The organism is Fibrobacter sp. (genome assembly GCA_024398965.1).
GTDB lineage: Bacteria > Fibrobacterota > Fibrobacteria > Fibrobacterales > Fibrobacteraceae > Fibrobacter.
This window is the reverse complement of record JAKSIF010000004.1, coordinates 95,821-118,426: the sequence shown is the minus strand read 5'-3', so window position 1 is coordinate 118,426 and position 22,606 is coordinate 95,821. Positions and strand designations below refer to the sequence as shown.

16 protein-coding genes are annotated in these 22,606 nt (G+C 50.1%); 15 read left to right on the top strand and 1 reads right to left on the bottom strand.

The features are described from left to right. The first annotated feature begins 55 nt into the window (after window positions 1-55). Genes MJZ26_03085 through MJZ26_03050 form a run of 8 tightly spaced genes read left to right on the top strand, consistent with a single transcriptional unit; the run spans window position 56 to window position 13,641 of the window. Window positions 56-3,466, top strand: a complete 3,411-nt coding sequence (locus MJZ26_03085) for a hypothetical protein (protein MCQ2104756.1) — start codon at window positions 56-58, stop codon at window positions 3,464-3,466. Beyond that, entirely contained in the window at window positions 3,466-4,539 is a 1,074-nt protein-coding gene (locus MJZ26_03080) for a formylglycine-generating enzyme family protein (protein MCQ2104755.1), read from the top strand. The genes MJZ26_03085 and MJZ26_03080 overlap by 1 nt, the downstream gene beginning before the upstream one ends. A gap of 44 nt (window positions 4,540-4,583) precedes the next feature. Beyond that, window positions 4,584-5,057 (top strand): copper resistance protein NlpE N-terminal domain-containing protein, encoded by a 474-nt coding sequence (locus MJZ26_03075; GenBank protein MCQ2104754.1) that lies wholly within the window; start codon window positions 4,584-4,586, stop codon window positions 5,055-5,057. Next, a complete protein-coding gene (locus MJZ26_03070; GenBank protein MCQ2104753.1) occupies window positions 5,057-5,827 on the top strand; it encodes a LytTR family DNA-binding domain-containing protein in 771 nt (256 codons plus the stop codon). The genes MJZ26_03075 and MJZ26_03070 overlap by 1 nt, the downstream gene beginning before the upstream one ends. Window positions 5,828-5,841: 14 nt before the next feature. Then, complete coding sequence (gene lepB / locus MJZ26_03065; protein MCQ2104752.1) at window positions 5,842-7,224, top strand: signal peptidase I; 1,383 nt, start codon at window positions 5,842-5,844, stop codon at window positions 7,222-7,224. After that, complete coding sequence (locus MJZ26_03060) at window positions 7,224-8,987, top strand: Ig-like domain-containing protein (GenBank protein ID MCQ2104751.1); 1,764 nt, start codon at window positions 7,224-7,226, stop codon at window positions 8,985-8,987. Before lepB ends, MJZ26_03060 begins: the two co-directional genes overlap by 1 nt. A gap of 21 nt (window positions 8,988-9,008) precedes the next feature. Then, entirely contained in the window at window positions 9,009-11,729 is a 2,721-nt protein-coding gene (locus tag MJZ26_03055; protein MCQ2104750.1) for a 3'-5' exoribonuclease, read from the top strand. Window positions 11,730-11,757: 28 nt separating this feature from the next. Continuing rightward, window positions 11,758-13,641: a hypothetical protein gene (locus tag MJZ26_03050; GenBank protein ID MCQ2104749.1), complete on the top strand. Its 1,884-nt coding sequence runs from the start codon at window positions 11,758-11,760 to the stop codon at window positions 13,639-13,641. An 8-nt stretch (window positions 13,642-13,649) separates the two neighbouring features. Here MJZ26_03050 and MJZ26_03045 read toward each other — a convergent pair whose 3' ends face one another. Then, window positions 13,650-14,138 carry a hypothetical protein gene (locus MJZ26_03045; protein MCQ2104748.1) on the bottom strand — a complete coding sequence of 163 codons (489 nt, stop codon included), beginning with the start codon at window positions 14,136-14,138 and terminating at the stop codon, window positions 13,650-13,652. 150 nt (window positions 14,139-14,288) lie between these two features. Between MJZ26_03045 and MJZ26_03040 the strand changes: the two genes are divergently transcribed. The 7 genes from MJZ26_03040 to dxs all read left to right on the top strand — a co-directional run bounded on the left by MJZ26_03040 (window position 14,289) and on the right by dxs (window position 22,602). After that, the gene (locus MJZ26_03040) at window positions 14,289-15,314 is read left to right on the top strand and encodes a GDSL-type esterase/lipase family protein (protein MCQ2104747.1); all 1,026 of its coding nucleotides are present in this window, start codon (window positions 14,289-14,291) and stop codon (window positions 15,312-15,314) included. A 67-nt stretch (window positions 15,315-15,381) separates the two neighbouring features. Beyond that, window positions 15,382-16,710, top strand: a complete 1,329-nt coding sequence (locus tag MJZ26_03035) for a GGDEF domain-containing protein (GenBank protein MCQ2104746.1) — start codon at window positions 15,382-15,384, stop codon at window positions 16,708-16,710. Between the two features lie 18 nt (window positions 16,711-16,728). Next, complete coding sequence (locus tag MJZ26_03030; protein ID MCQ2104745.1) at window positions 16,729-17,124, top strand: hypothetical protein; 396 nt, start codon at window positions 16,729-16,731, stop codon at window positions 17,122-17,124. A 46-nt stretch (window positions 17,125-17,170) separates the two neighbouring features. Further along, entirely contained in the window at window positions 17,171-18,007 is an 837-nt protein-coding gene (locus MJZ26_03025; protein MCQ2104744.1) for a TIGR02147 family protein, read from the top strand. Then, window positions 18,004-19,752: a hypothetical protein gene (locus MJZ26_03020; GenBank protein ID MCQ2104743.1), complete on the top strand. Its 1,749-nt coding sequence runs from the start codon at window positions 18,004-18,006 to the stop codon at window positions 19,750-19,752. The genes MJZ26_03025 and MJZ26_03020 overlap by 4 nt, the downstream gene beginning before the upstream one ends. Window positions 19,753-19,840: 88 nt before the next feature. Further along, a complete protein-coding gene (locus tag MJZ26_03015) occupies window positions 19,841-20,728 on the top strand; it encodes a polyprenyl synthetase family protein (protein MCQ2104742.1) in 888 nt (295 codons plus the stop codon). Continuing rightward, entirely contained in the window at window positions 20,728-22,602 is a 1,875-nt protein-coding gene (dxs, locus tag MJZ26_03010; GenBank protein MCQ2104741.1) for a 1-deoxy-D-xylulose-5-phosphate synthase, read from the top strand. The genes MJZ26_03015 and dxs overlap by 1 nt, the downstream gene beginning before the upstream one ends. Window positions 22,603-22,606 lie beyond the last annotated feature (4 nt).

Sequence of the window (22,606 nt, the reverse complement as noted above, 5' to 3'; positions counted from 1 at the left end):
TGTGAAAGTCTGCTTGAGAATTTGCGTTAGATGATTTTTGTAGATTGAGGATGTGATGAAGTTTACTAGAAATATCGTTATCTACTTGCTTTTGCTTGCTGCTTTTAGTTTTGCCGTGGACACTCTGGAAGTGTTTGCCATTCGCGTGCAGTTCGCTGAGGAAAAACCGGATAATTCCCTGACAACGGGAACGGGCCTTTTTGATTCTGACACCAAGAAGAAGGAATCCTACAAGTTGGATCCGACGGGTCGTCGTAACAGCGTTCCTTATTGGAAGAAGCATTTTGACTTTGCCAACGCATACTACCAGAAGGCAAGTAACGGAAATCTGGTAATCAAGTCCAGGATCTTCCCGGAAACGTCCAGCGCCTATAAGCTGAAGAAGCAGATTATCGATTACAACCGTACAAGCAAGCTGAAGGGCGAAAAGACGGCCGAGTTCGATGATGCCCGAAGCCGAGACTATCTACAGTTCGTTTATGATGCTGTGATGGCTGCCCACGAGTCCGGTGAATCCCCCTTTGAAATTCCGCTTTCTGAAAATCCCTCGACCAAGCGAGCCTACATGATTATTCATGCTGGTGCGAGCCGCCTGGTGGATGGCGGTAGCATGGGCACCAAGGGTGCCGACACTCCTGCTGACTTCATGGATGTATACATCGATGCTGGCGCCTGGGAGTATCTGCCCGACACTCTTGAAAATATTTCCAGCTATGCGGATACCGTTTCCAAGGATTCCATTCGCAAGGTTCCCAACGGAATCGTTCTCGAAAAGTCTGCCATCGACACCTTGCGTTCTATCATGGTCATGAGCGAGACAGCTTCTCAGGATGGCTTGAACTGGGGCGTGAACGGTATTATGGTGAACCAGATTGGCCGTGAACTGGGAATGCCCAACACCTACGATGTGGTGACCGGAATTTCCCGCCTTGGCTACTACGACATGATGGACTTTGCCGGATATAACGCCGGCAATGGATTCCTGCCTTCGATGCCTGCAGCCTGGGAGCGCGCCTACATGGGCTGGAGCCAGGTGAAGGAAGTTCGCCCGGTAGCGGGGAAGCCTGTGACCGTGGAAGTTTCCGCCGCCGGAACCGGCCTAGGTACGGAAATTGTGAAGGTCCCTCTTAGCGGTAGCGAATACCTGCTTATTGAAAACCGCCAACGTTCCTGGGACAAGGATGGTAACGTCAGTGTTGTTCTCGGTGATGACGACGATGGCAACGACACCTTGATTAAGACCGTAACCGTCGATAGCCTTAACTACGTGTTCGAGGACAGTATCTGTACCAAGGGCAAGTGCTCTGTCAATAAGAAGAAGGCGAGCGGCATTATCCTTGATGTAAGTTCCCTTGATGCAGGCATTCCCGCCAGCGGTATTGTTGTATGGCGCGTTAATGACTGGTATCTGCGTGAGACCCTTGAATATGGTATAGCCAACTTCTGGGGCGGTGATACCTTGCGCGACCATCAATTCGGCATTGCCATGGTGGAATCCGACGGTGTGCTTAGCATTGGCAAGACTTTCAAGAACGCCCTTGGCGAAGATACCTACGATTACGGTGCAGGTTCCGACTTGTTGCCTCATAAGCGCTTTGCTGAAAAGAAGAAGTATGACGTGGTAAAGTCCATCGGTGCCGACGGTTATGCAAATACCAGGACGACCCAGGGCGGTTATACGGGTATCAAGATTTCCGTAGAGGTTCCCGAAGATGCCCGCCAGGAAAAGACACCCAATGGCTTCATGGGCGATAGCGTGGTGAACTATGGCGCGCTGAAAATGAAAGTCACTATTTCCATTGATGACGGAAGTATCGAAGGTAGCGGATTCCCCCGTGAACTTGGTTTGAATTCTGCTGTTCGCGGAGCCGTGTTTATTGACGATCCGGAAAATGATGGAGAAAAGTTGCTGGTTGTCGCCGCAGAGGACGGTAACCTGCAGGTTTTCAATGCCTTGGGCGATACCTTGTTTGATGCGGATACTTCCGTGACGGTAACCCGCCTTGCCAATAAGGTGGTGGAGGAGAAGGTTCCCCTGTACCGTGTAGGTCCCAGTTACGGCCCGCTGGTAGGTATTGCCAGCGATGGCAAGGATGTCTATAGTCTTCATAGGAATGCCTTGGTTCGCACCAGCTTTAGCGCAGGAATTCCTGTACAGAAGGAAATCCACCTGACGGATTCTGCCACGGTGGGCCCCATGATTTACGAAAACCAGATTTTCTTTGCCCAGGGAAAGCGAATTTTCCGAATTCCGGTCAAGAATGGAGAAATGGTTTCGGAAAGAGAACCGCCAGTGCTCTGGGATGATTCCGATATTCAGGATATGGCTCTTTGTCTTGATGGTGATAGTACCTTTATCGTTTCCGTGGGCGACGCTGGCGTGATAAGGCAAGTCCCTGCAGGAGCCGGCAAGAGCTGGGTTTCCTTAGGAGCCATGGAATCGGAAGGTTCTTCGAGTGTTAAAAGCCAGGAACGATTCCGTATAGCATGTACGGATCTGGATCGCAATGGTAGAAGTGAAGCTATTGCTGTGGGCAGTCGCGGTACTGTGAGGGCTGTATCGGGTTCTAAGGTTCTGTGGACCAAGAATTACAAGCGTGGCGCTTCGGGTACCAGCGGTATTCAGGACGAAACCTCTGGCATTGCCTTGGGCGATATTAACAATGACGGCTATCCCGAAGTTGTTTTCCTGGGCGACAACCTGGTGTATGCTTTGGACCGTTTTGGAGTTCCCCTGCCGAATTTCCCGGTAACGCTTAGCCGCGGTACACCTGTGACGGGTTTCCTTAGCGATCCCCTTTTGGTTGATGTTGACGGAGACGATGTTCCCGAGATTCTTGTGCCTAGCAGTGACGGCCTAGTGTATGCTTATACAGGCAAGGGCAAGCAGATAAAGGACCAGTTCCCGCTGGCTGCAGGAAGCTTTGAGTATGCGGACTCCCTGGGAACCATTTACCCCATGAGTATTTTTGTGACCGATGCGATATCTTCGAAGAAGTCTGCAGGTCCGGAACTTTACGCTTTCCATCGTAGCGGAGCAACTGCATTCCGTCTGCAGAAGGCCTCTACCGATGCCGCTGATAATGCTGCCGCATGGACTCTTCCTGCCGGCGGCAACGAGCGCATAGGATTCCTTGACGCCTCCAAGTTGAAGAAGGTGGATGAAGTCAAGGCCAAGGATGAAATTACAGAGTTCTTTATGTTCCCCAATCCGGTTCGTGGAGGTATTGCCAAGGCTCGCTTTGAAATTGGAGCCGAGGCCAAGTCTGCTACATTGGAACTTTACGATATTACTGGCCTTTGCGTTTACAAGAAGAAAATGTCCGATGTAGTTCGTGGTCGCAACCAGTTTGAAAATCTGGACTTGTCTAAGCTTGGCTCCGATGTGTATTCTGCTCGCCTGCAGGTGAAGTTCAAGTCCGGAAAGACTAAGCAGAAACTGTATAGAATCGGTGTGATTCGATAATGAAGAAAGGTGCTGCCATCAGGAACTTGTTCGTTGGGGTATGGGCTATACTATTTTTTGTAGCCTGTTCCTCTATTGCAGATGGTGATGCCGTCGAAATTGATACTCCTTCGTCCAGTTCTAGGGCAAAATCATCTAGTAGCGCGTTTTCGTCGAGTTCTGGTACAGAAGATTACGAAAGCGTCTGTCTGGACGTCGAACGACGGGATTCCCTTGCTTCTGTTTGCGAGACTGAACCCGATACTACCTTAGCCTTTTGTGATAGCCTAGTTATCTTTGACTCGTTGAAAGTCCTTTGTGACAGTCTGGCCCTTCTTGACTCCATTGCAAGAGCAGATTCGCTGAACAACATTGATCCCGTTGCAAAACTGGATTCCCTTATTGGATTGGTTGTCATTCCGGGAACAACATTAAAACGAGGCTCTGCTTCATTTTCGGTGGATTCTTTCGCAATATCAAAATTTGAGGTTACCCAAGGTCTTTATGAAAAAGTGATGGGTGAAATTCCATTGATGGATAAAATAGGGGACAGCATCGCTGTTGCAAACGTGAATTGGTTCGATGCAGTTCTATTCTGTAACGCCTTGTCTATACTTGCTGGCCTTGATACGGCGTATGTCTATGAAGGCGTTGGTGATTCCCGCTACTTGAAAAACTTAAGTGTTGATTTTAAGGTAAGGGCAGTTCGACTTCCTACAGAAACGGAGTGGGAAATTGCTTATCGTGCGGGAACAACGACGACCTACTATTGGGATACGGATGTTGCTTCCAAATACGCTTATTATATACAAACTAATGGCCCGGTAAAAGTAGCTCAGTATAAGCCAAATGCTTATGGCCTGTATGATATGGGCGGCAATGTGGCTGAATGGATGAACGATTGGTATGGAACTTATCCCACAACGAGTTCTCTGAACTATACAGGGGCTGTTGACGGGGATTATCGAGTGGTCCGCGGTGGTGGTTGGTCCGATAAGGCTTCCGCTTTGGCGGCTGCCGAACGAAATAAAAAAGATCCGCTGTATCAGAGTCAAATGGTGGGCTTTAGGGTCGTTCGTTCCAACGGTTTTTAACCTTAAATTTTTTCCTTTAAATTTCAAATTGCTAAATTGTGGGCATGAAGTACTTTGTAGCCCCGTTGTTTATCGCGGCGACTCTTTTTGTCGCGTGTTCAGAAGAAAAGTCCGAACCCCTACCGGATCTTGCTCCTATTGAATTACCCAAGGATGTACCCGGTCTTTATTCGGGTCGCATGCCTTGTGACGATTGCAAGGCAAGAATGGTTCGCGTGACTCTGAACGAGGATATGTCTGCAAGCATTGTGCAAACGAAAATTGCCGACACTCTGCAGGTGGATTCCTTGGCGGGAATCTACGTGGTTACCGACAGTACGGTTAAAATCACTTTGTCTGACAGTACCACGCATTGGAACTTTAAGAGAATTGCTTCGGGAAATCTCAGTTTCCTGACTAGTGCAGGTACTGTTTACGAAGATGAAAGCGGAATGCCCATGGATCTCATCCGTATTTTCAAGGCTCCTGTTGCAACAGTAAAGGCTGTTGTTGAATCGGATTCCTCTAAGGAGAAGTAATGCAGTTTTCTGCTCTTATTGTTGATGATGAGCCGCTGGCAAGAAAGCGTATGCAGTCTTTACTGGAACCTTATGCTTCGGAGATAGAGGTTGTAGGGGAGGCTGGTTCCGGAATCCAGGCCATAGAACGCATCAAGGAACTTTTGCCTGACGTGGTTTTTCTGGATATACAGATGCCGGACATGGATGGCTTCGATGTTCTCCATAAACTTGAAAAGGATGAAGTTCCCTTGGTAATCTTTACCACGGCGTACGACAATTTTGCAGTACAGGCCTTTAACGAGGATACGGTTGATTATCTGCTGAAGCCGGTGGAACCGGAGCGCCTTGCTGCCGCTATCGAGAAAGTTCGTAGGAGGTTGCCTGCTGCCGAAACGGAAACGGCAGAAGTCGGTGATTTTTCCTGGGATAAGTTGAAGGACCTGGTGAATAATGGTGCTGGCTACATGCAGCGACTGCAAGTAAAGCTGGGGGATCGGATTATTTTCGTGAACGTGGACGAAATTGTCCGGTTCCATAGCGAAGAAAAGTACACAACTGTCTATACCAACAACAATCAGTACGTTATCGATACGCCTCTTGTTGAGTTGGAAAAGAAGTTGAACCCTAGGGACTTCGTGAGAATCCATAGGTCCAATATCGTTGCCATCGACTACATCGCAGAATGCAGAAAGTCCGACGTTGGTCGAATGGTCATGATTCTCAAGGATCGCAACGCTACCCAGCTTCTGGTTAGCCGTAGTTTTGTCAAGAAAGTTCGTTCCCTTTAATACTTGGAATGGAAATGGAATCAGAAGAAAAGAAATTCTCCGCAAAGGGCTTTGTTAAGGGCCTTTTCCGTGAAATCATTGTTCCTGTGGCTCTGGCCTTGATTGTAATCCAGTACGTGATTCAAGCGTTCCAGATTCCCAGTGGGTCAATGGAAGATACTCTCAAGACCGGTGACTTTTTGCTTGGCCTCAAGTTTACGTATGGTTCGCCGATACCTTTCAGCAACCAGAAGTTCCCTGGCTATGCGGAGCCTGTACCTGGTGATGTAGTGATTTTCCGCTATCCCGGCGAGCCGGAATATCCAGATGGAAATCCTAGCCGTTACACCCATCTTTTTAACGCGTTGATGCTTGGCAACTTCTATTGGGATCACGAGCCCGAAGATGGACAGCCCCACGTGATTCACTATGCCGATGGCCCCAAGGATTACATCAAGCGTTGCGTTGCCACCAGTGGTGATACGGTTGCCATGAAGGCTGGACGTCTTTATGTGAATGGTGTTCGCCAGGATACTTTGCCGGGTCGAGGCAAGTGGACCGCCGCTGTCAGGACTGCATCTCCCCGCGACGAACGTTCTCCCTTTGTGATTCCTTCCGTGGGCGATACCCTGTATGTTGATTCTCTTTCCCTGGATATGCTGTGGTGGCTTCGTTCTCTGGTGGCCCAGGAAAATCCGGATGAATCTGTTGCCTTGGATTTGGCTCTTTTCAAGGACGGTGTAGAAGTCAACAACTACGACTTTGAAAACTTTAAGATTCCGGTGGAAAATGACCGTGGCCTAGCTTTGAATGAGTTGTTCCGCCGCAACCGCATGGTGATGCAGCAGCGTCTTACCCAGGGCGACACTGTTTCCGGTGTCATGAGCTTTGCCTATTTCAAGGAGCTGGCTCGCATTGGCTACCTGCCCATGCTTGATCCCCACGCTAAGGGTGGCATGACAAGGCAAGTGAGTTACATGAGCTTCGAAGGTTCCTTGCTGAAGGACTTGGAAGGTAATGTTGCCATGTTGAATCACCAGGCTGAAGCCGACGAAGGTGCAGGCGCTTCTTTGGATTCCTCTGCAACGGATTCTACCGCGGTTGATTCCAGTGCGGTGGTTGCAGCCCCGAAGTTTGAAATCCGTCGCAAGCTTTCTCTTGGCGGAAAGCCTATGGACTATTATGTAGTCAAGACTCCCCAGTTCTTCATGATGGGCGACAACCGCGATAACTCTGCGGATAGCCGCTACTGGGGCTTTGTGTCCCTGCGAAACATTAAGGCCAAGGCCTTCGTGATTTACTTCTCCTTCGAGAACGACGACCAGACTTTCGCCCTGGGCAATCCCTTTACCTGGTGGCGTCTGCCCTTTAAGATTCGCTGGTCTCGTCTGGGCAAGGTTATTCAGCTGATCGATTAATGAAACGTTGGTTGTTATATGTGGTGGCCGCGTGCCTGCTTATAGCCTGCGCAACGCAGGTGGCGCCCTCGGGAGGTCCCGAGGACAAGTTGCCGCCCCGTGTGGCGGGCGTCTATCCTGCGCCCAACACCACGAACCATCCCAACGAACTTTATATCAAGCTGGAATTTGACGAATGGATTAATGCCTCCGTTCCCCGCGGGGCGGTTTCCATATCGCCTCCCATCGAGAAGAAGCTTCGCTTTGATGTTCACGGCAAGACTCTGGAGTTGACCTCCAGGGCGGTGCTGGATACAGGTACTACCTACACGGTGACTTTCGCCGGCGGCATCAAGGACCTGAGGGGAAACGCTTTGGCCAAGCCTTTCCAGGTGGTGTTTTCCACAGGGGCCATCATCGACTCCCTGACTCTTACGGGGCGAGTCCTTGTGACGGACGCCATGGCTAGGAAGAAGGAGTATCCCAGCGTTGGGCTTTTCCTGATGGGTGCGGACCGCGAGACTCGTCATTATCTGGACAAGTATCGCGATACTACGACGCATGCGCTTGATTCCTTGCCCATGCTGCTGAAGGAACCCCCTCTGTACATGACCCGTGCAGACAGTGCCGGCAACTTCACCCTGACGGGGCTGAAGGCAGGCCGCTATCGTGTGGTGGCCTTTGCCGACGGAAACGGCAACCAGAAAATCGAACTTGCAACGGAACACGTTGGCATATGGACTGCGGACTTGACGCTGTCGGAAGCGACAACGGATACCTTATGGCTTGCTGTTGCCGACATGGACTCCACCAAGCTGGAACTGGAATCGGTGAATCAGCCTAACGCAAATATCCTGGAAGCGACTTTCTCAAGAAACGTGTATCTGGATTCCGTCTTTATGGATACAGCCAACTGTTATCTGACAACTCCGGAAAACGAGAAGATTTATCCTCGCCTTGTGTATAGGAGCCCCAGGTCTGCAAAGCCGAATTTCTATTTCGACCCTGCTCCCAAGAGTGAAATCCTTTACAAGTTTGCCTGCAGCATAGCGAAGGACTCCCTGTTCCGTCCCCTTGACACATTACGTAACGAAGTTGAATGGGAATGGAATAAGATGGAAAATGACACCATGCCTCCGGTCGTATACAGTGCCTACATGGCATCTCGAGCAAAGTCCGTTTTTCCGGATGATTCCCTGTATGTCATCTTTGATAAGCCCAAGCTGGATTCCCTAGAAAATACCTTCTATATGGCTATCAACAAGGATACGGTAAAGATGGAAGTGGTGAAGGTGGACCCTGTCCGCTTTGCAGTGGTGAAGACTGCTCCCTGGCAGACTGACTTGGCCATGAATTTCTTGATGGGCTATATGGATACAACCTTGGCTGCTGCCGACAGCAATGGAATTCGCGATACGGTCATCGAGCTTAAGTACAAGAAACTTCAAAAGATTGAAACGGTAAGCAAGTTGAAACTGGCAACTCTTCGTGGAAAAATTCCCGGGGCAAAGGATGGTGCACTTGTCCGTTTACATTCTATTGAATCCGGTTCCGACTTTATCGAAAAGTGTGTGAACGGAGAATTTAATTTTAGCGACCTGGTAGAAGGCGGATACTTTATGGACTACTATTACCCGGAAGAGGGTAAGGTTATTCCGGATGGTGGCTCCGTTGAACCTTTCCGCTACGGATCGCCCTGGCGTGCAATTAATGATACCCTGAAAATCGGCAACGGTGAAAATACCCTGGAACAGCTTGTTCCTGCAGTGCCGTCTCTGCCCTAGATTTCGATAATGGAAGTGCATATGGAAAAGATTCCCTCTTTTGTTGCCATTGATTTGGAAACCACAGGCCTTGATTTTGAAAAGGATGAAATCATCGAGGTGGCCCTTGTCCGTTTCGAGAATGGAGTTCCCGGCGAGTCTGTGGATTATCTTGTCAAGCCGACTGTAGCGGAGCTTCGCCCTTTTATTGAAAATCTTACCGGTATCAGCAAGGCTGACCTGGAAGGTGCTGAAACGTTTGCAACCCTAGCGGGCAAGGTTTTCAATTTCATCGGTGAATTGCCCATTGTTGCCCATAACGCAAATTTTGATTCCAAGTTCCTGCGCCAGACTTTTGCAAAGGTGGGTTTGAATTTTGACAACCACCCGGTGTGGGATTCCCTGACGGTATCTAGAATTGCCTACCAGAACATTCCCAACCATCGCCTTGAAACCTTGGTTCAAGAACTGGATATTCCCCGTAGCAGGGCCCATCGCGCCTTGCCCGACGCAGACGCATGTGGCCGTCTCTTTGTGATGGCTCTTGAAAAAATCCAGTGTGCTGATCCTTGGCTTGCTGATGCACTTTCCCGTGTCGCCAAGGGCTCTGACTGGTCCATGATTTGGCCTTGTGAATCCGGTGAAAAGACTTTGCCGAACTATAAGCTTCCCGATGTACCCTTGGAAGATGTGGCGGAAAGATCCCGTGCTCCTAGGGTAAGCGAATTCTTCAAGGAAGACGGACTTCTGGCAAAGAAGATGGAAAATTTCCAGGTGCGCCATAACCAGCAGGATCTTGCTTCCGTCGTGGAACGCAACATGCATAAGGGTGGCCTTTGTGTTCTTGAAGCCCCGACGGGTTCTGGTAAGTCTCTTTCCTACTTGGTTGCTGCAGCCAATAAGGCCGTTTCCGGCGAACGTGTAGTCATCAGTACCGCCACCCGCACTTTGCAAGATCAGCTGTGGAGTAAGGATATTCCCCTTATTGCCAATCTGTACCAGGGCAAGCTGAAACCTGCTGTATTGAAGGGTCGTGAAAATTACCTGTGCCTGAGAAAGTTCCAGGAGATTCTAGACTCTTCCGAAAATCTTTTGCTGCCTGAGGAACGCGATTCCTTCATGGCCATTGTGCCCTGGGTTTTTGAGACGACCACCGGTGACGTGAATGAGTGTACCTCCTTTAGCCAGGGACGTAATCGTGTCCTTTGGTCAAAGATGGCAAGTTCTGCCAAGTCCTGCCTTGGTGAAAAGTGCCCTCATTATCTGAAGTGCCCTGCCATGGCAGCCAAGCGTCGCGCCATGAATTCCAACCTGCTTCTAGTGAACCATTCCCTGTTCCTTTCGGACATGTCCTTGGAATTCGCGCTTCTGCCATTGTACGAGCATATTGTATTTGACGAAGCCCACCGCTTGCCGGAAATCAGTAACCAGACTTTTGGTAGGTCGATTTCCTTCTTTGGTCTTCGCAATATCATCAAGACTTTGGTTCCTTCCCGCAGTAAGCAGGATGGCCTTGTTGCAGAAATCCAGGCCCAGATTCCAGCAGAGGAAGTGGAACTTCACGAAGCGTGTGCCAACACTTTGGAAGCCCTTTCTGAAACGGAAAAGTCATTGCATCGTTTCTTCATGAGAATCGGCAAGAAGCTTGCCAAGCAGAAGACTCGTAACGGTTTTACCTATACGTCCAGTGTCATGGCTGAGTATGATGCGGATCCTGCGTCTTTCCTTGACCAGTGTGCAAAGACTCTCAAGGCTGCAGAATCCCTTGCATCGGGTGTTGCTGCAAAGAAACTTGGGGAACGCCTGGTTGGTTTGATGAGCGATCTTAACGGGCGAATGACTGAAATTTCCAGGTTCGTGTCGGACTTTGAGTTCCTGGTAAAGGCTTCTCGCGAGGACTGGGTCTTCTTCATGGAAGAACCTTTCAATCCTCATACCATTAAGCTGCATGCCTACCCATTGAATTCTGGCTCTGCCTGGACTGAAAAATTCTACCCCTGGATCAAGTCGGCCACCTTTACCTCGGCAACCCTTGCTGTCCAAGGCGATTTAGCTTACTTTGTTCAAAAGATGGGGATGGATAAGCTTACCGGAAGCAAGGTTCCCTTCCTAAGAGTCTATAACGAAATATTCAAGGAAGAACAGCGTTCCGTGATGGTGGCAAAGTATTTGCCCAAGCCTTCCGCTCCTGAATACAACGATGCCTTGAACGATACTTTGTGCCAGATTCTTCCGGAGTCAACAGAAAATACCATGGTGCTTTTCACCAGTATCTCTGCAATGATGAAAGCACAGGCGGCTCTCGCTCCTCTGTTTGCACAAAAGAACAAACTGCTTCTGTGCCAGCATGTAGATGGCTCCCTGGATGGTCTTGTATCCATGTTCCGTAAGGAACGGGGCGCCTGCCTTCTCGGCTGTCAGACTCTTTGGGAGGGGGTTGACTTCCCGGGCGATGCCTTGAAGCTTCTGGTCATTCCCAAGCTTCCGTTCCCCAATCCTATGGACCCGCTGGTTGCAGGTGTTTCCAACAAGATGAAGGCCGAAGGCAAGAATTCCTTTAAGGATTACTTTGTTCCGGAAGCCTACATGGAGCTGCGCCAGGGACTTGGCCGCCTGCTTCGTACCGAGAATGACTCCGGCAAGGTCCTGATTCTAGACAATCGCGTTGTGAATGAGCATTATGGCAAGACCTTCTCCAGAATCTGGAATATGAAGCAGAAGGTTGCCGAAAACGTGAATGACATAAAGAATTTCATTATCTAAATTTGCACTCCTGTTTTTTAGGTGAGCAATGATTGTACTGAATGATTTTTTTGATGGGATGTCCAAGCAGCTCCTGCGCAGTGTCCATGCGAGAGCTTTTGGTCAGAAAGGCTTGCTGAACAACGCTCTGATTCAGTCGGATGTGTTGAAGCATTTTGCCGATAAGAAGCGTGTTGCCGAGAAAGTTTCCAAGATGGAACCCTGGCAGCGTCGTTGTCTTAGCCTCATCTATCGTAGCGACAAACGTGGACTTTCTCTCACGGAACTTCGCTTGACAGTTCCCGTGAGCAAGAGCCGTGACCTTCAAAAGTTTTTGTTGGACATGTGTCGCGATTTTGTGCTGTGGCGTACTGCATCCGCTTCGAATTTTGTCTATTACGGTTTTTCGGATTTTTATGACGCGGTGAAGTATGAGCCGGAGGAAGAGGTTTCCGACAACGGGACTTTCTCAACCTACCAGAATCTGATTGACTGGCATATCTGTCTTGTACTATCCTTTGCAATGCGCAAGGAACTGAAGGTTAACACCAGCGGTGCCATTCACAGGCGCAGCTATCAGATTTGCCTTGATGCTCTTGTTGCTGCAAAGCAGGTGTCTGAACGTGCTGCAGAGAATGAACTATCCCTGATCTTTAATTTCCTGATTCAGAACGAATGGCTGGAACTTGAGGATTCTTGCTTGGTTCCTTCTGAAACAGCGCTTGATTTCATCCGTAAGAATGGTTTCAGGCTTCACCAGGATGTTCTATCCTGGTGGCTTAAGGAACGTTTCCGTGGAGATCGCGGTCATTGCGCCAAGCTACTTAAGGAATTGGAATCCCCGAAGTCCATCGTGGAGGCTTCTTACCTTATGTGGGTTCTTGATCCCAGTTCCCGTCTGCAAGACAAGAACAAGGAATTGCCCTGGGATTACCTGCCCCGCGTTCTGCGAGAACTTTGGCTCCTGGGTCTTGTTCAGTTTAAGATGGCAAAAGGCAAGATTTCTTCTGTGGTGTTAGATCAGTCTGGTAAGGACTGGGTGGAGAAGTCGATGGCATCCATCCCGGAACAAAGCATTTCCTGCCTTCCGAACTTTGAGTTGATTACTTCAACAGGAACTTCTGCCCGAGTGCTGTTTACCTTGGCTTGCCTTGCCAAGGTGGAAACGGACGAAGTGTACATGCGATTCAACCTAAATCGCGAAACTTATGTGCAGGGTTTGAAGTGCGGTCTTCCGGAATCCGAAATTGAACATTTCAAGACTTGGATTAAGCCTCCCGAAAATGTGGCCTCGACTATCGAGGAATGGAACGCCTCCTATTACGGCGCCAAGGTCCAGACGGTTCGTCTTTTAAAGATCGAGGATCAAGGTGTGCTTGCGCAGCTGTCCAAGTTCCCGCAGTTTGTGGAATGCACCGAGGAGTATATTCCGGGCTATGGCTTTATCCTGAAACCGGAATGTGAAAGTCGCGTGTTTGAATTCCTGGAGAACTTTGGTTACTGCCCCTTCGTGGAACGAAGGAATGAAAACAGGGCTGCCGCACCCGCAGAGGAATGGCGCAAGGACTTTGTCTGCACCTGGCATGATACCAAGGCCCCGGACTATGAACTTAAGGACGACGCCGACGAAGGTACAATCCAGACAGCTCTCAATTCCACGAAGTACGGCAACACCTATCAGCAGCTCAGTACCTTTGACCTGGTCAAGGTTCTGCGTTATGCGAAGACTGTCGGCACTTTGGTTGGCGCCAAGGTCAAGGATCCCGCCAAGCGTACCGCCAAGGAAGTGGAAAAGGTATTCTTTGTTCACAGTCTTCGTCTGGCCAAGTCGCCCCAGACTTTGGATATCCAGGTTTACGGAGCGCAGGAACACGAAACCCTTGACTTGAGCTTTATTCGAGAGCTCAAGGTTATCGGAAAGAAAGAATTATAGCCCTCACGCTAGGGTAGGGTCTGGGCGAAGCCTGCAATGTCTATGAGTTCCTGCAAGGTGAACTCGTCGATATAGGCTTGCATGCTGCGCTCTTCGTCCCCGAAATTCACCTGGTGCCAGAATGTGGGCATGTCTTCCCGTGCCCTCTGTCCCATGTATATGGGCGCTTCTGTGAGTAGTGCGAAATTCAGCCTTCTACCATCGTCTCCATGACAAGGCCTGCAGTTCTGCAGAAATAGTTTTTTTCCTTTTTCCAGGTTGGCTCCCTGGATGTTCCCGTTCTTGTCGAGAATCTTGTATACTAGAAGTGCCATGCGGGCATCTTCCCGAGTCAAGGTGTCGCCCTCTGATCCGGGGGCGGGTTTCTGGATGGATGGTGATCTTTCATCCTTTGTGACGTTGTCTGCAAATGCGGAAACGCCCAGCATGATGCTGTAGGCCAGTAGGGCGAGAATGCAGCCTCGCCGGACGAATTGTTTCCATTTTCGCCAATTCATACCCATAATGTAGTAAGAGTTTTTACACTATTTTGCAATTTTGTTCGAAAACCTTTTTCTACTATTCCCCATATGGTTGGAAAACGTAAGTTATGTTCTGTAGTATTTGCGTTGGCTTTGTCGTCGACGATTTTTGCAGCGGAGGGCAATTTGAATAGCTCCAAGGATTTTCTTTTTAGCGGTCGTTGGGAACATGGGGCAAGCTTCTGCCGCACAAGTGCTCCTGCGGCCATGGTCCAGTTCAATGCTCAGGCATCTTCCCTGGAGTTTGAAATAGAGGGCCAGGCCCGCTGGCGTGTTGATCAGGATGGCGAGCAGATTGGTCTGTTTATTTCTGGTGATAAAGCAAGGCACAAGGTTAAGGTTGCTGCCGATGGTAAGCCTCACCTCTATCGTTTGATCAAAATCAGTGAAAGCAATCCGGGTGGGGTAACCCTTTTTGGCATCAAGACCGATGCAAAGGGCAAGTTCCTGGATGCTCCAAAGCATAACAGTCGCCGCATTGAATTTATAGGGGACTCCTTTACCGTGGGCTACGGTGTTGAGGGCCATGTCAGTGATCAGGAAGACCACGTCTTTGAGACTACAAATGCTTCCAAGAGCTATGCCTTCCTGCTTGCCGATGGATACAAGGCGAATTTCCAGGTAAACGCCTTCAGCGGTCGCGGACTTGTCCGTAATTACGATAATATCGTTTCTGAGTGGAAAATTCCTCGTCTGTACCAGTACACAGTGCCCGGCGAAGCCCCAGTTGATGTGGCGAAGCTGTCCAATCCGGCAGATTCCTCCAAGTTGATGTGGAATTTTGAAGACTTCCACCCTCAGGTCATTGTAGTTTTCCTTGGAATCAACGATTTCCAGGGAAATCCTCCCTACGGAGATAAGGGTGAATTCAAGAAAACCTATGCGGAAATGCTGAACAAGCTTCGCTCCGCCCATCCCGGTGTAAAGTTCCTGCTGGTTTCAACCAAGATTTGGCCTAATGACGACCTGACTCCCACCGTAAAACAGGTTTACGATGCGGAAATCGCCGCTGGCAAGAAGGATGTGGAGTTCGTGACGGTGCAAACTGTGAATGAAGGCCTCCACGGACATCCCAATGAACCTTCCCAGAAGGAACTTGCTGACACCCTTAGGCCCATTATTGGCCGTCTAAGCGGTTGGATGAGGCGTTAGTCCCTTGCTACAGGGGGGCGATTTTATATATTATCAAGCAAATCATCCGGTTAGGTTGTAGATACCCATGTCGATTCTTTTGGAAAAGCTTTATCTTCTTTTCAGAATGAACATTCTGATTGTGGTGCTGTTGGCTGTTACGGTCATCGCCATCTTGTCCTATCAGAATGGCCTGGACAAGATCGAAATGTTGAATCTTGTGGACTATCCCTACCTGATGGTGGAGACGGACTCTGCTGATGGCGGTTCTTCTGCCGTCCAGTTGAGCAAGACCGATTCTTCTATCGTGGTCGACTACGAGCTTCGCGAGGGGTATGCCTATCCTTACGTGGGTCTCAAGATCTTCCTCGGCGATGGTAAGGCTCATGGCAAGGACTTGTCTCAGTACGACAGCATCTTTGTATGGGTAAAGCCCCGTGGCGAAGGAACCGTTCGTCTTTACATGCGTGGCTTTGATCCTGCGTTCTCCCGCGAAGGCGACGAAACCTCCCTCAAGTTTAACGAAATTGAATTCTTCCCTCTAGAAGAAAAGTACCCTGCCGTCTTTGTTCCCCAGGAATTCCGTGTGGCCGGTTGGTGGGTTGCCCAGAACGAGATCAACGTTCATAATGCCCGTGTAGACCTGAGCAACATTCCCCTTATCGAAATCCAGACAGGTACCAACGCTCCCCTTGGTTACGGAACCTTGGAAATTCGCGGCCTTTGCTTCAAGGGCAAGATGATCCAGAAGGAAAAGCTGGTGACGGCCCTGGTGGCCATGTGGTTCGTGACCTTCTTCATTATCTTGATTATCCGCTTCTTTGATTATAGCCGTGAACGAGCTGCAGCCAAGAAGAAACGTGAGGAACTGGAAAAGAACTTGCGCGCCCTGGAAATCGAGAAGAGCGAGTACGAGAAGAGCAGTAAGGAAGACCCCCTTACTGGATGTCTCAACCGTGCTGGCTTCAGCAGCATTTTGCTCCGTGAACAGGAAAATCTTATCAAGAACGATAGTCCTGTATCCTTCATCATCTTGGACATCGACCACTTCAAGAATATCAATGACTCCTATGGCCATAACGTGGGTGACGAGGTCCTTGTCGGTCTTACAAAGTTGATCCTGAGCAAGATCCGCAATACCGACGCCCTGGTTCGTTGGGGTGGTGAAGAATTTGTGATTCTTTGTGCGGATACGCCTATCCAGAACGCTCAATTCCTTGCTGAAAAACTCCGTATGGCAATCGAGAATGCCAAGCTGATTCCTCAGCAGCAGGTGACCTGCTCCTTCGGTATTGCCGAAATGGTGGCCGGCGAAGATCCCAAGCGTCTGTTTGAACGTGCAGACAAGGCTCTGTACGCTTCCAAGGAAAGCGGTCGAAACCGCGTTACCAGCGCAACTTTCAAGCGAGTCCGCTAAGGTCTCCCTGGGTAGGTCATGGCTTGTTCCAGGATACTTACCTCTTTGGCACTCTGTCTAGGACCTGTGGTCGGCCTTGTCGGCTGCGCCAAGCAGGACCCTGAGGCTGACTTTAGGCCGATCCAGATTCGCTGGATTGCCGAACCAGGGCAGGATGAGTCCCAGCTGGAAAACAAGGATAATTGTGTAATCTTCATCACAGGTCGTCTTATGGGCGAAGAACCTGTAGTCAAGTCCAAGGCTGGACTTTTGGGCTACAACGTGTTCTATGGGGCGAATGGCGAAAATCCCGAAATCCTTGAATTTAAAGGGTTCTGCGACGATTCCTCCTTGGAAAACTCCCCGGAATGCAAATGGATTGCTACCTGTGACAAGGACCTTAATGTTGTTGTAAAGTTCAACAACGGAGATTGATTTGCAACGCTTTGTTTACATTGCGGGCTGATATATCTTTTAGGTTATGAAGCAGATATTTGAATATACCGATTACCGTGAGTGGTTGCGCGACGCGTTTGATGACTTTAAACAGCGTAAGTCGATTATTTCCTGGCGTTACATGGCCATGAAGATTGGTGCCGACCCCGGTAACCTCCTGAGGATGTCCCAGGGCAAGATTCATCTATCTACCAGCTATATTAAGCCGCTGGCGGAGTTTTTCGGGCTAGACGAAAAGGAAACTGCCTACTGGACTGAAATGGTGTTCTTCGGTCGTGCAAAGACCGACAATGAGGCCCTGCAGCATTACGAACGCATGCAGGCCTTGAAGGGTGTTTCCCTTAAGCTTCTGGCCAAGAAGGAACTGGAATTCTATCGCCATTGGTACTACAACGCCATCCGTTCCATTATCGGCATTAGCCGTTTCAAGGATGACTACGAGGGCCTTGCGGAGTGCTGTACCCCGCAGATTACCGTCAAGGAGGCCAAGGCCGCCGTTCAGCTCCTTGCCGACTTGAACATGATTTCTACGGACCGCGAGGGATTCTGGAAGGTGAACGACACTTTCGTCAGCACCGGTGGAAACTGGCGCTCTGCCGCTGTCCGTCAGTTCCAGAAAGATACCATCGCGCTTGCAGGCGAGTCCCTGGAACGCCATGCTCCCCATCTTCGCGATATCAGCACCGTCACCATGACGTTTAACATGGATGATATCCAGCTGATTCGTGAAAAGATCAACGAATTCCGCACGGATTTACTACGTTTATCTCAGGAAGGTTCGGGAGACAACACGATTTTCCAGTTGAATATTCAGCTGTTCCCCCTGGCATTTGTTAAACCCCTTCAGGAGAAGGAAAAATGAGAAAGCTTTCATATTTTCTTTTGCCCCTGGCAATAGCCGGCTCTTTGAGTATGCTGGCTTGTTCCGATGAGAAAGGGGTTGCTGGTGGTCCTGGTAGCATCACCACAAACGGTATCGTTGCTCACGTCGATGGCGAGGTTGCTCCCAATGCCCGCGTGGCCTTGAGAAAAGTGGATCACATGGCTGCCTCCGCTCAGGCGGAAAACTCCATCGTGGTGGCTGACGCCTATACCGACAGCATGGGTCGCTTTAACCTTGATGTCCCTGAGAAGGGCGATTTCCGTTTGACTGTGGTATACAATGGTGCTGCCTTTACCAAGGTGGTTTCCGCAGAGAGCTATGCAGCCCTTGACTCTGTTCCCCTGGTGGCAACTGCAGTCATGAAGGGCGAGACCGACATTCCCGATGGCTCCGGCATTGTTTGGGTGGGTGTGCTCGGCACAGACATCCTGGTGCCTTCTGACGCTAATGGCGTGTTCGTTCTTCCTGCCTTGCCGGCAAACGATTCCCTGCAGCTGTACTTTGTCAGTGAAGACTACGAGAAGGTTCTGTCCAAGGAACAGGTCTACTTTACTCCCACCGAGTTTGCCTACGAAAGCTATAAGGAGCCGGTGGTGGCCCCGGTCGACTCCACCAAGGAAGATCCTGCGGACTCCCTGGAAGCTCCTGTGGATACACTGAAGAAGATTATCATCCTGCAAGAAGATGGAACCCCTGCGGCAAATGCATCCGTATCCATCAGGCTTAAGGACCACATGGTGGAAGCCTTCACCTTGCAGAACGACCTTGTCAAGGCCGACCTGGTTGCAGGTTTAGATGGAAAGGTCGCTATGACCCTTCCCGATTCTGGGGAATACCGCTTGACTGCAACTCTTGGCGTAAGTTCCTTCTCCAAGGTCTATGATGCCATTAGTTTGTCTAAAATAGATACCTTGAAATTGGCTGAGTCCTCTGCGATTTCAAGCCAGGTTACTCTTGATAGTGGTGAAGAGTTTGCATGGGTTGGCGTTTACGGATTGGATGTTCTGGTAAAGACAAACGAGATTGGCGCCTATGTTTTGCCCGCACTTCCTGCAGGCGATTCCCTGACGATTTACTTTGTACACGAGCAGGATAGCGTTCCCTTTGTGGAGTGGTCTATCAAGGCTCCCAAGGAAGGTTTTGTGGGCTTGAACCCGGTGAAGTTCCTGTATGACTTCGAGGAAGATGATCCGAACTGGTACATGAGCGTGGATACCCTGTACAAAGGCTCTACTTTCAAGTTTGCGAACGGCAAGGTGGATGGAACCCACCTGCTGGCAGACCATCTGCAGATGGATGAAGATCGTGGCTCCAATGTCTTCTATACCCGCTACGAAATAGGAATGGACCCTTACGCCTGGGTGCTTGTGGGTACCGGCATGGACAAGGTCAGGAATTTCTCCGCTGTGGATTCCATTGAGTTCTACGCCAAGGGAGTTAAGGTTGGTTCCAGCAAGTCTTACGGCAAGGTCAAGGTTTCTCTGGAAAACTGGGAATCCTACACCAAGAAGGATAAGGCTGCATCGGACTGGATCGAACTGACTGGTGACTGGAAGAAGTATGTAGTCAAGCCTTCTGAACTTTGCATCAACGCCGATGAAATATGGTCTTGCGCCAAGGCCTGGAACAGTGTCAAGGACCATGTGAAACAGCTGCATTTCTTCCCCAGTGGTGGAAACGAAATCTTCATAGACGATGTAAAGATTTACGGCGTGCTGTACTAGTTTTGAAACATAGATTTGAATGCCCTATTGGGGGCTAATATGCGGAAAGGGACCCACGTGCGGGCCCCTTTTTAAGTATCTTTGGGGTATGGAAAATCTTGAAAAAGAAGCTGCTGTAGCTCTCGATTATTTGTCCCGCATCTCCAAGGAAGCGGAAGCCAAGTTTGATGAACTTTTGCCCCCGGTAACGGATCGCCCCTGCCGCCTCCATGAGGCCATGCGCTATTCCATGTTCGCTGGCGGCAAGCGCCTGCGTCCGGCTCTTGTTCGTGCCGCCTTTGATATGTTCGAAGGCAAGGGTAACTCTGTGGACTACGCTATGAGTGCGTTGGAAATGCTCCACACCTTCTCCCTGATTCACGATGACCTGCCCTGCATTGACGACGACGATTTCCGCCGTGGAAAGCCTACTTCCCACAAGCAGTTCGGTGAAGCTACCGCTGTGATGGCTGGCGATGCCCTTTGCATCCACGCCTTCGAAATGATGGGCAAGACCGGCAATGCCAAGGCTATTGAAATTCTTGCACACTTGCTTGGTACCTACGGCATGATCGGTGGCGAAATGATCGACATCGAAAGCGAAGGTAAGCAGGTGGACTTGGAACTGGTAGACTACATCCACTACCACAAGACGGCAGCCCTTATCGAAGCCTCCTTGGAAGTTGGTGCTCGCTTGGCAAATGCTTCCGAGGAAGAAATCAAGATTATTCGCGACTACGGCCGTTCCATCGGTCTTGCCTTCCAGATTGTGGACGATATCCTGGATATCGTTTCTACTACCGAGGAACTGGGCAAGGATGTTGGATCCGATGTGGAAAAGGGCAAGGCCACTTATCCTGCCCTGGTGGGTCTGGAAAAGTCCCGCGAAAGAGCTCACGAACTCTACGAAGAATCCATCCGTGCTCTGGACAGCCTGAAGCGGGATACAACCATTCTTCGTTCCATTGCTGCATTCATCATTACTAGGGTTAAGTAATGGATTTAAAAGACATCAAGTCCCCCCTGGACATTAAGCATTGTTCTGTCGAGGAACTGAGCGCTCTCGCAACTCAGATTCGCGAGACGATTATTGGCCAGGTTTCTAAGCATGGCGGTCACCTTGCGTCCAGTCTGGGTGTGGTTGAGCTGACCCTTGCCTTGCACTATGTGTACAATACGCCCGACGACAAGATCGTGTGGGACGTTGGCCACCAGGCCTATGTGCACAAGCTTTTGACTGGCCGCTTCGACCGCTTTGAAACTCTTCGCCAGCAGAATGGCATTTCTGGGTTCCTTAAGCGTCATGAAAGTGAGTATGACTGCTTTGGTGCAGGCCATGCCACGACGTCTATCTCTGCGGCCCTTGGCTTTGCTGTTGCCCGTAACCACTTTAACCGTCACAACAGTGTTGTTGCCGTTATTGGTGACGGCTCCATGACTGGCGGTATGGCTTACGAAGCCATCAACAATGCTGGCATTTCCAAGCAGAACATGACCATCATCTTGAACGATAACAAGATGAGTATCGCTCCTAACGTGGGTGGTTTCAGCAAGTACCTGAACCGCGTTATTTCCGATCCGGTCTACAACAAGATGCGTTCCGACCTGGACCGCCTGATGAAGCGTCTGCCTGGCGTTCTTGGTAGTCGTTTCCGCGACCTGTTCCTGCAGGTGGAAGGCGCTGCAAAGACTGCTGTGAAACCCGGTCAGTTCTTCGAGGACCTGGGCATCCGTTACTTTGGACCAATTGATGGTCACGACATTCATGAACTGGTGATGATTCTTGAACGTGTCAAGAATCAGCCGGGCCCGTGCCTTGTGCACGTCCTTACTGAGAAGGGCCGCGGTCTTGATGCTGCAGTCAAGAACCCCACCAAGTTCCACGGTTGCAACCCCTTCGATCCGGAAAGCGGTCTCCCGCTGGTACCTGGCGGAAAGAATCCGTCGCTCACCAGCGTCTTTGGAAAGACCTTGCTGGAGCTTGCCAAGAAGGACAACCGTATTATCGGTATTACTGCCGCCATGCCCACGGGCTGCGGTCTTGACATTGTGGCCAAGGAACTGCCGGACCGTGTTATCGACGTGGGTATTGCCGAAGAACATGCGGTGACCTTTGCTGCAGGTTTGGCTTGCGACGGTGTTGTTCCCGTGGTGGCCATCTACTCTTCATTTATGCAGAGAGCCTACGACCAGATTATCCATGATATCGCGCTGCAGAATTTGCACGTAGTTCTGGTTCTTGACCGCGCCGGCCTTGTTGGTGCCGACGGTCCTACTCATCACGGCTCTTTTGACTTGTCTTTCCTGAGGACTGTGCCTGGTCTTACCATCTTGGCTCCGTCCAACGAAAATGAACTTAGGGATATGATCCAGGCATCCATCGACATGAATGGGCCTGTTGCCATCCGCTATCCCCGCGGTACAGCTCTGGCAGAAGAACTGCTCCCGCCTGCAGAGAACTTTGACAGCAAATTGCCCAAGGTTCTTGAACAGGGTAAGGACATCTTGCTGCTGGGCGCTGGCTTCATGACTAATGAATTGAAGAAGACCGCAAAGGTCCTGCGCGAGAACGGATACAACCCCACCTTGGTGGATGCCCGTATTATCAAGCCGCTGGACCAGGAATGCTACCGAAGCCTTCTTGAAAGCCACAAGGTAATCGTTACCTTGGAAGATAACACCCTGGTGGGCGGCTATGGTTCCGCCATCGGTGAACTTCTTATGGACATGTGCCTTACAGACAAGCGCTTGTTGCGCTTTGGCCTTCCGGATAACTTTGTGGAACAGGGTGAAATTTCCGCCTTGTATAAACTTTTGAAAATTGACGGGGAATCCGTCGCCAAACAAATTATGGACAAGCTAAAGTCCTAGGTAA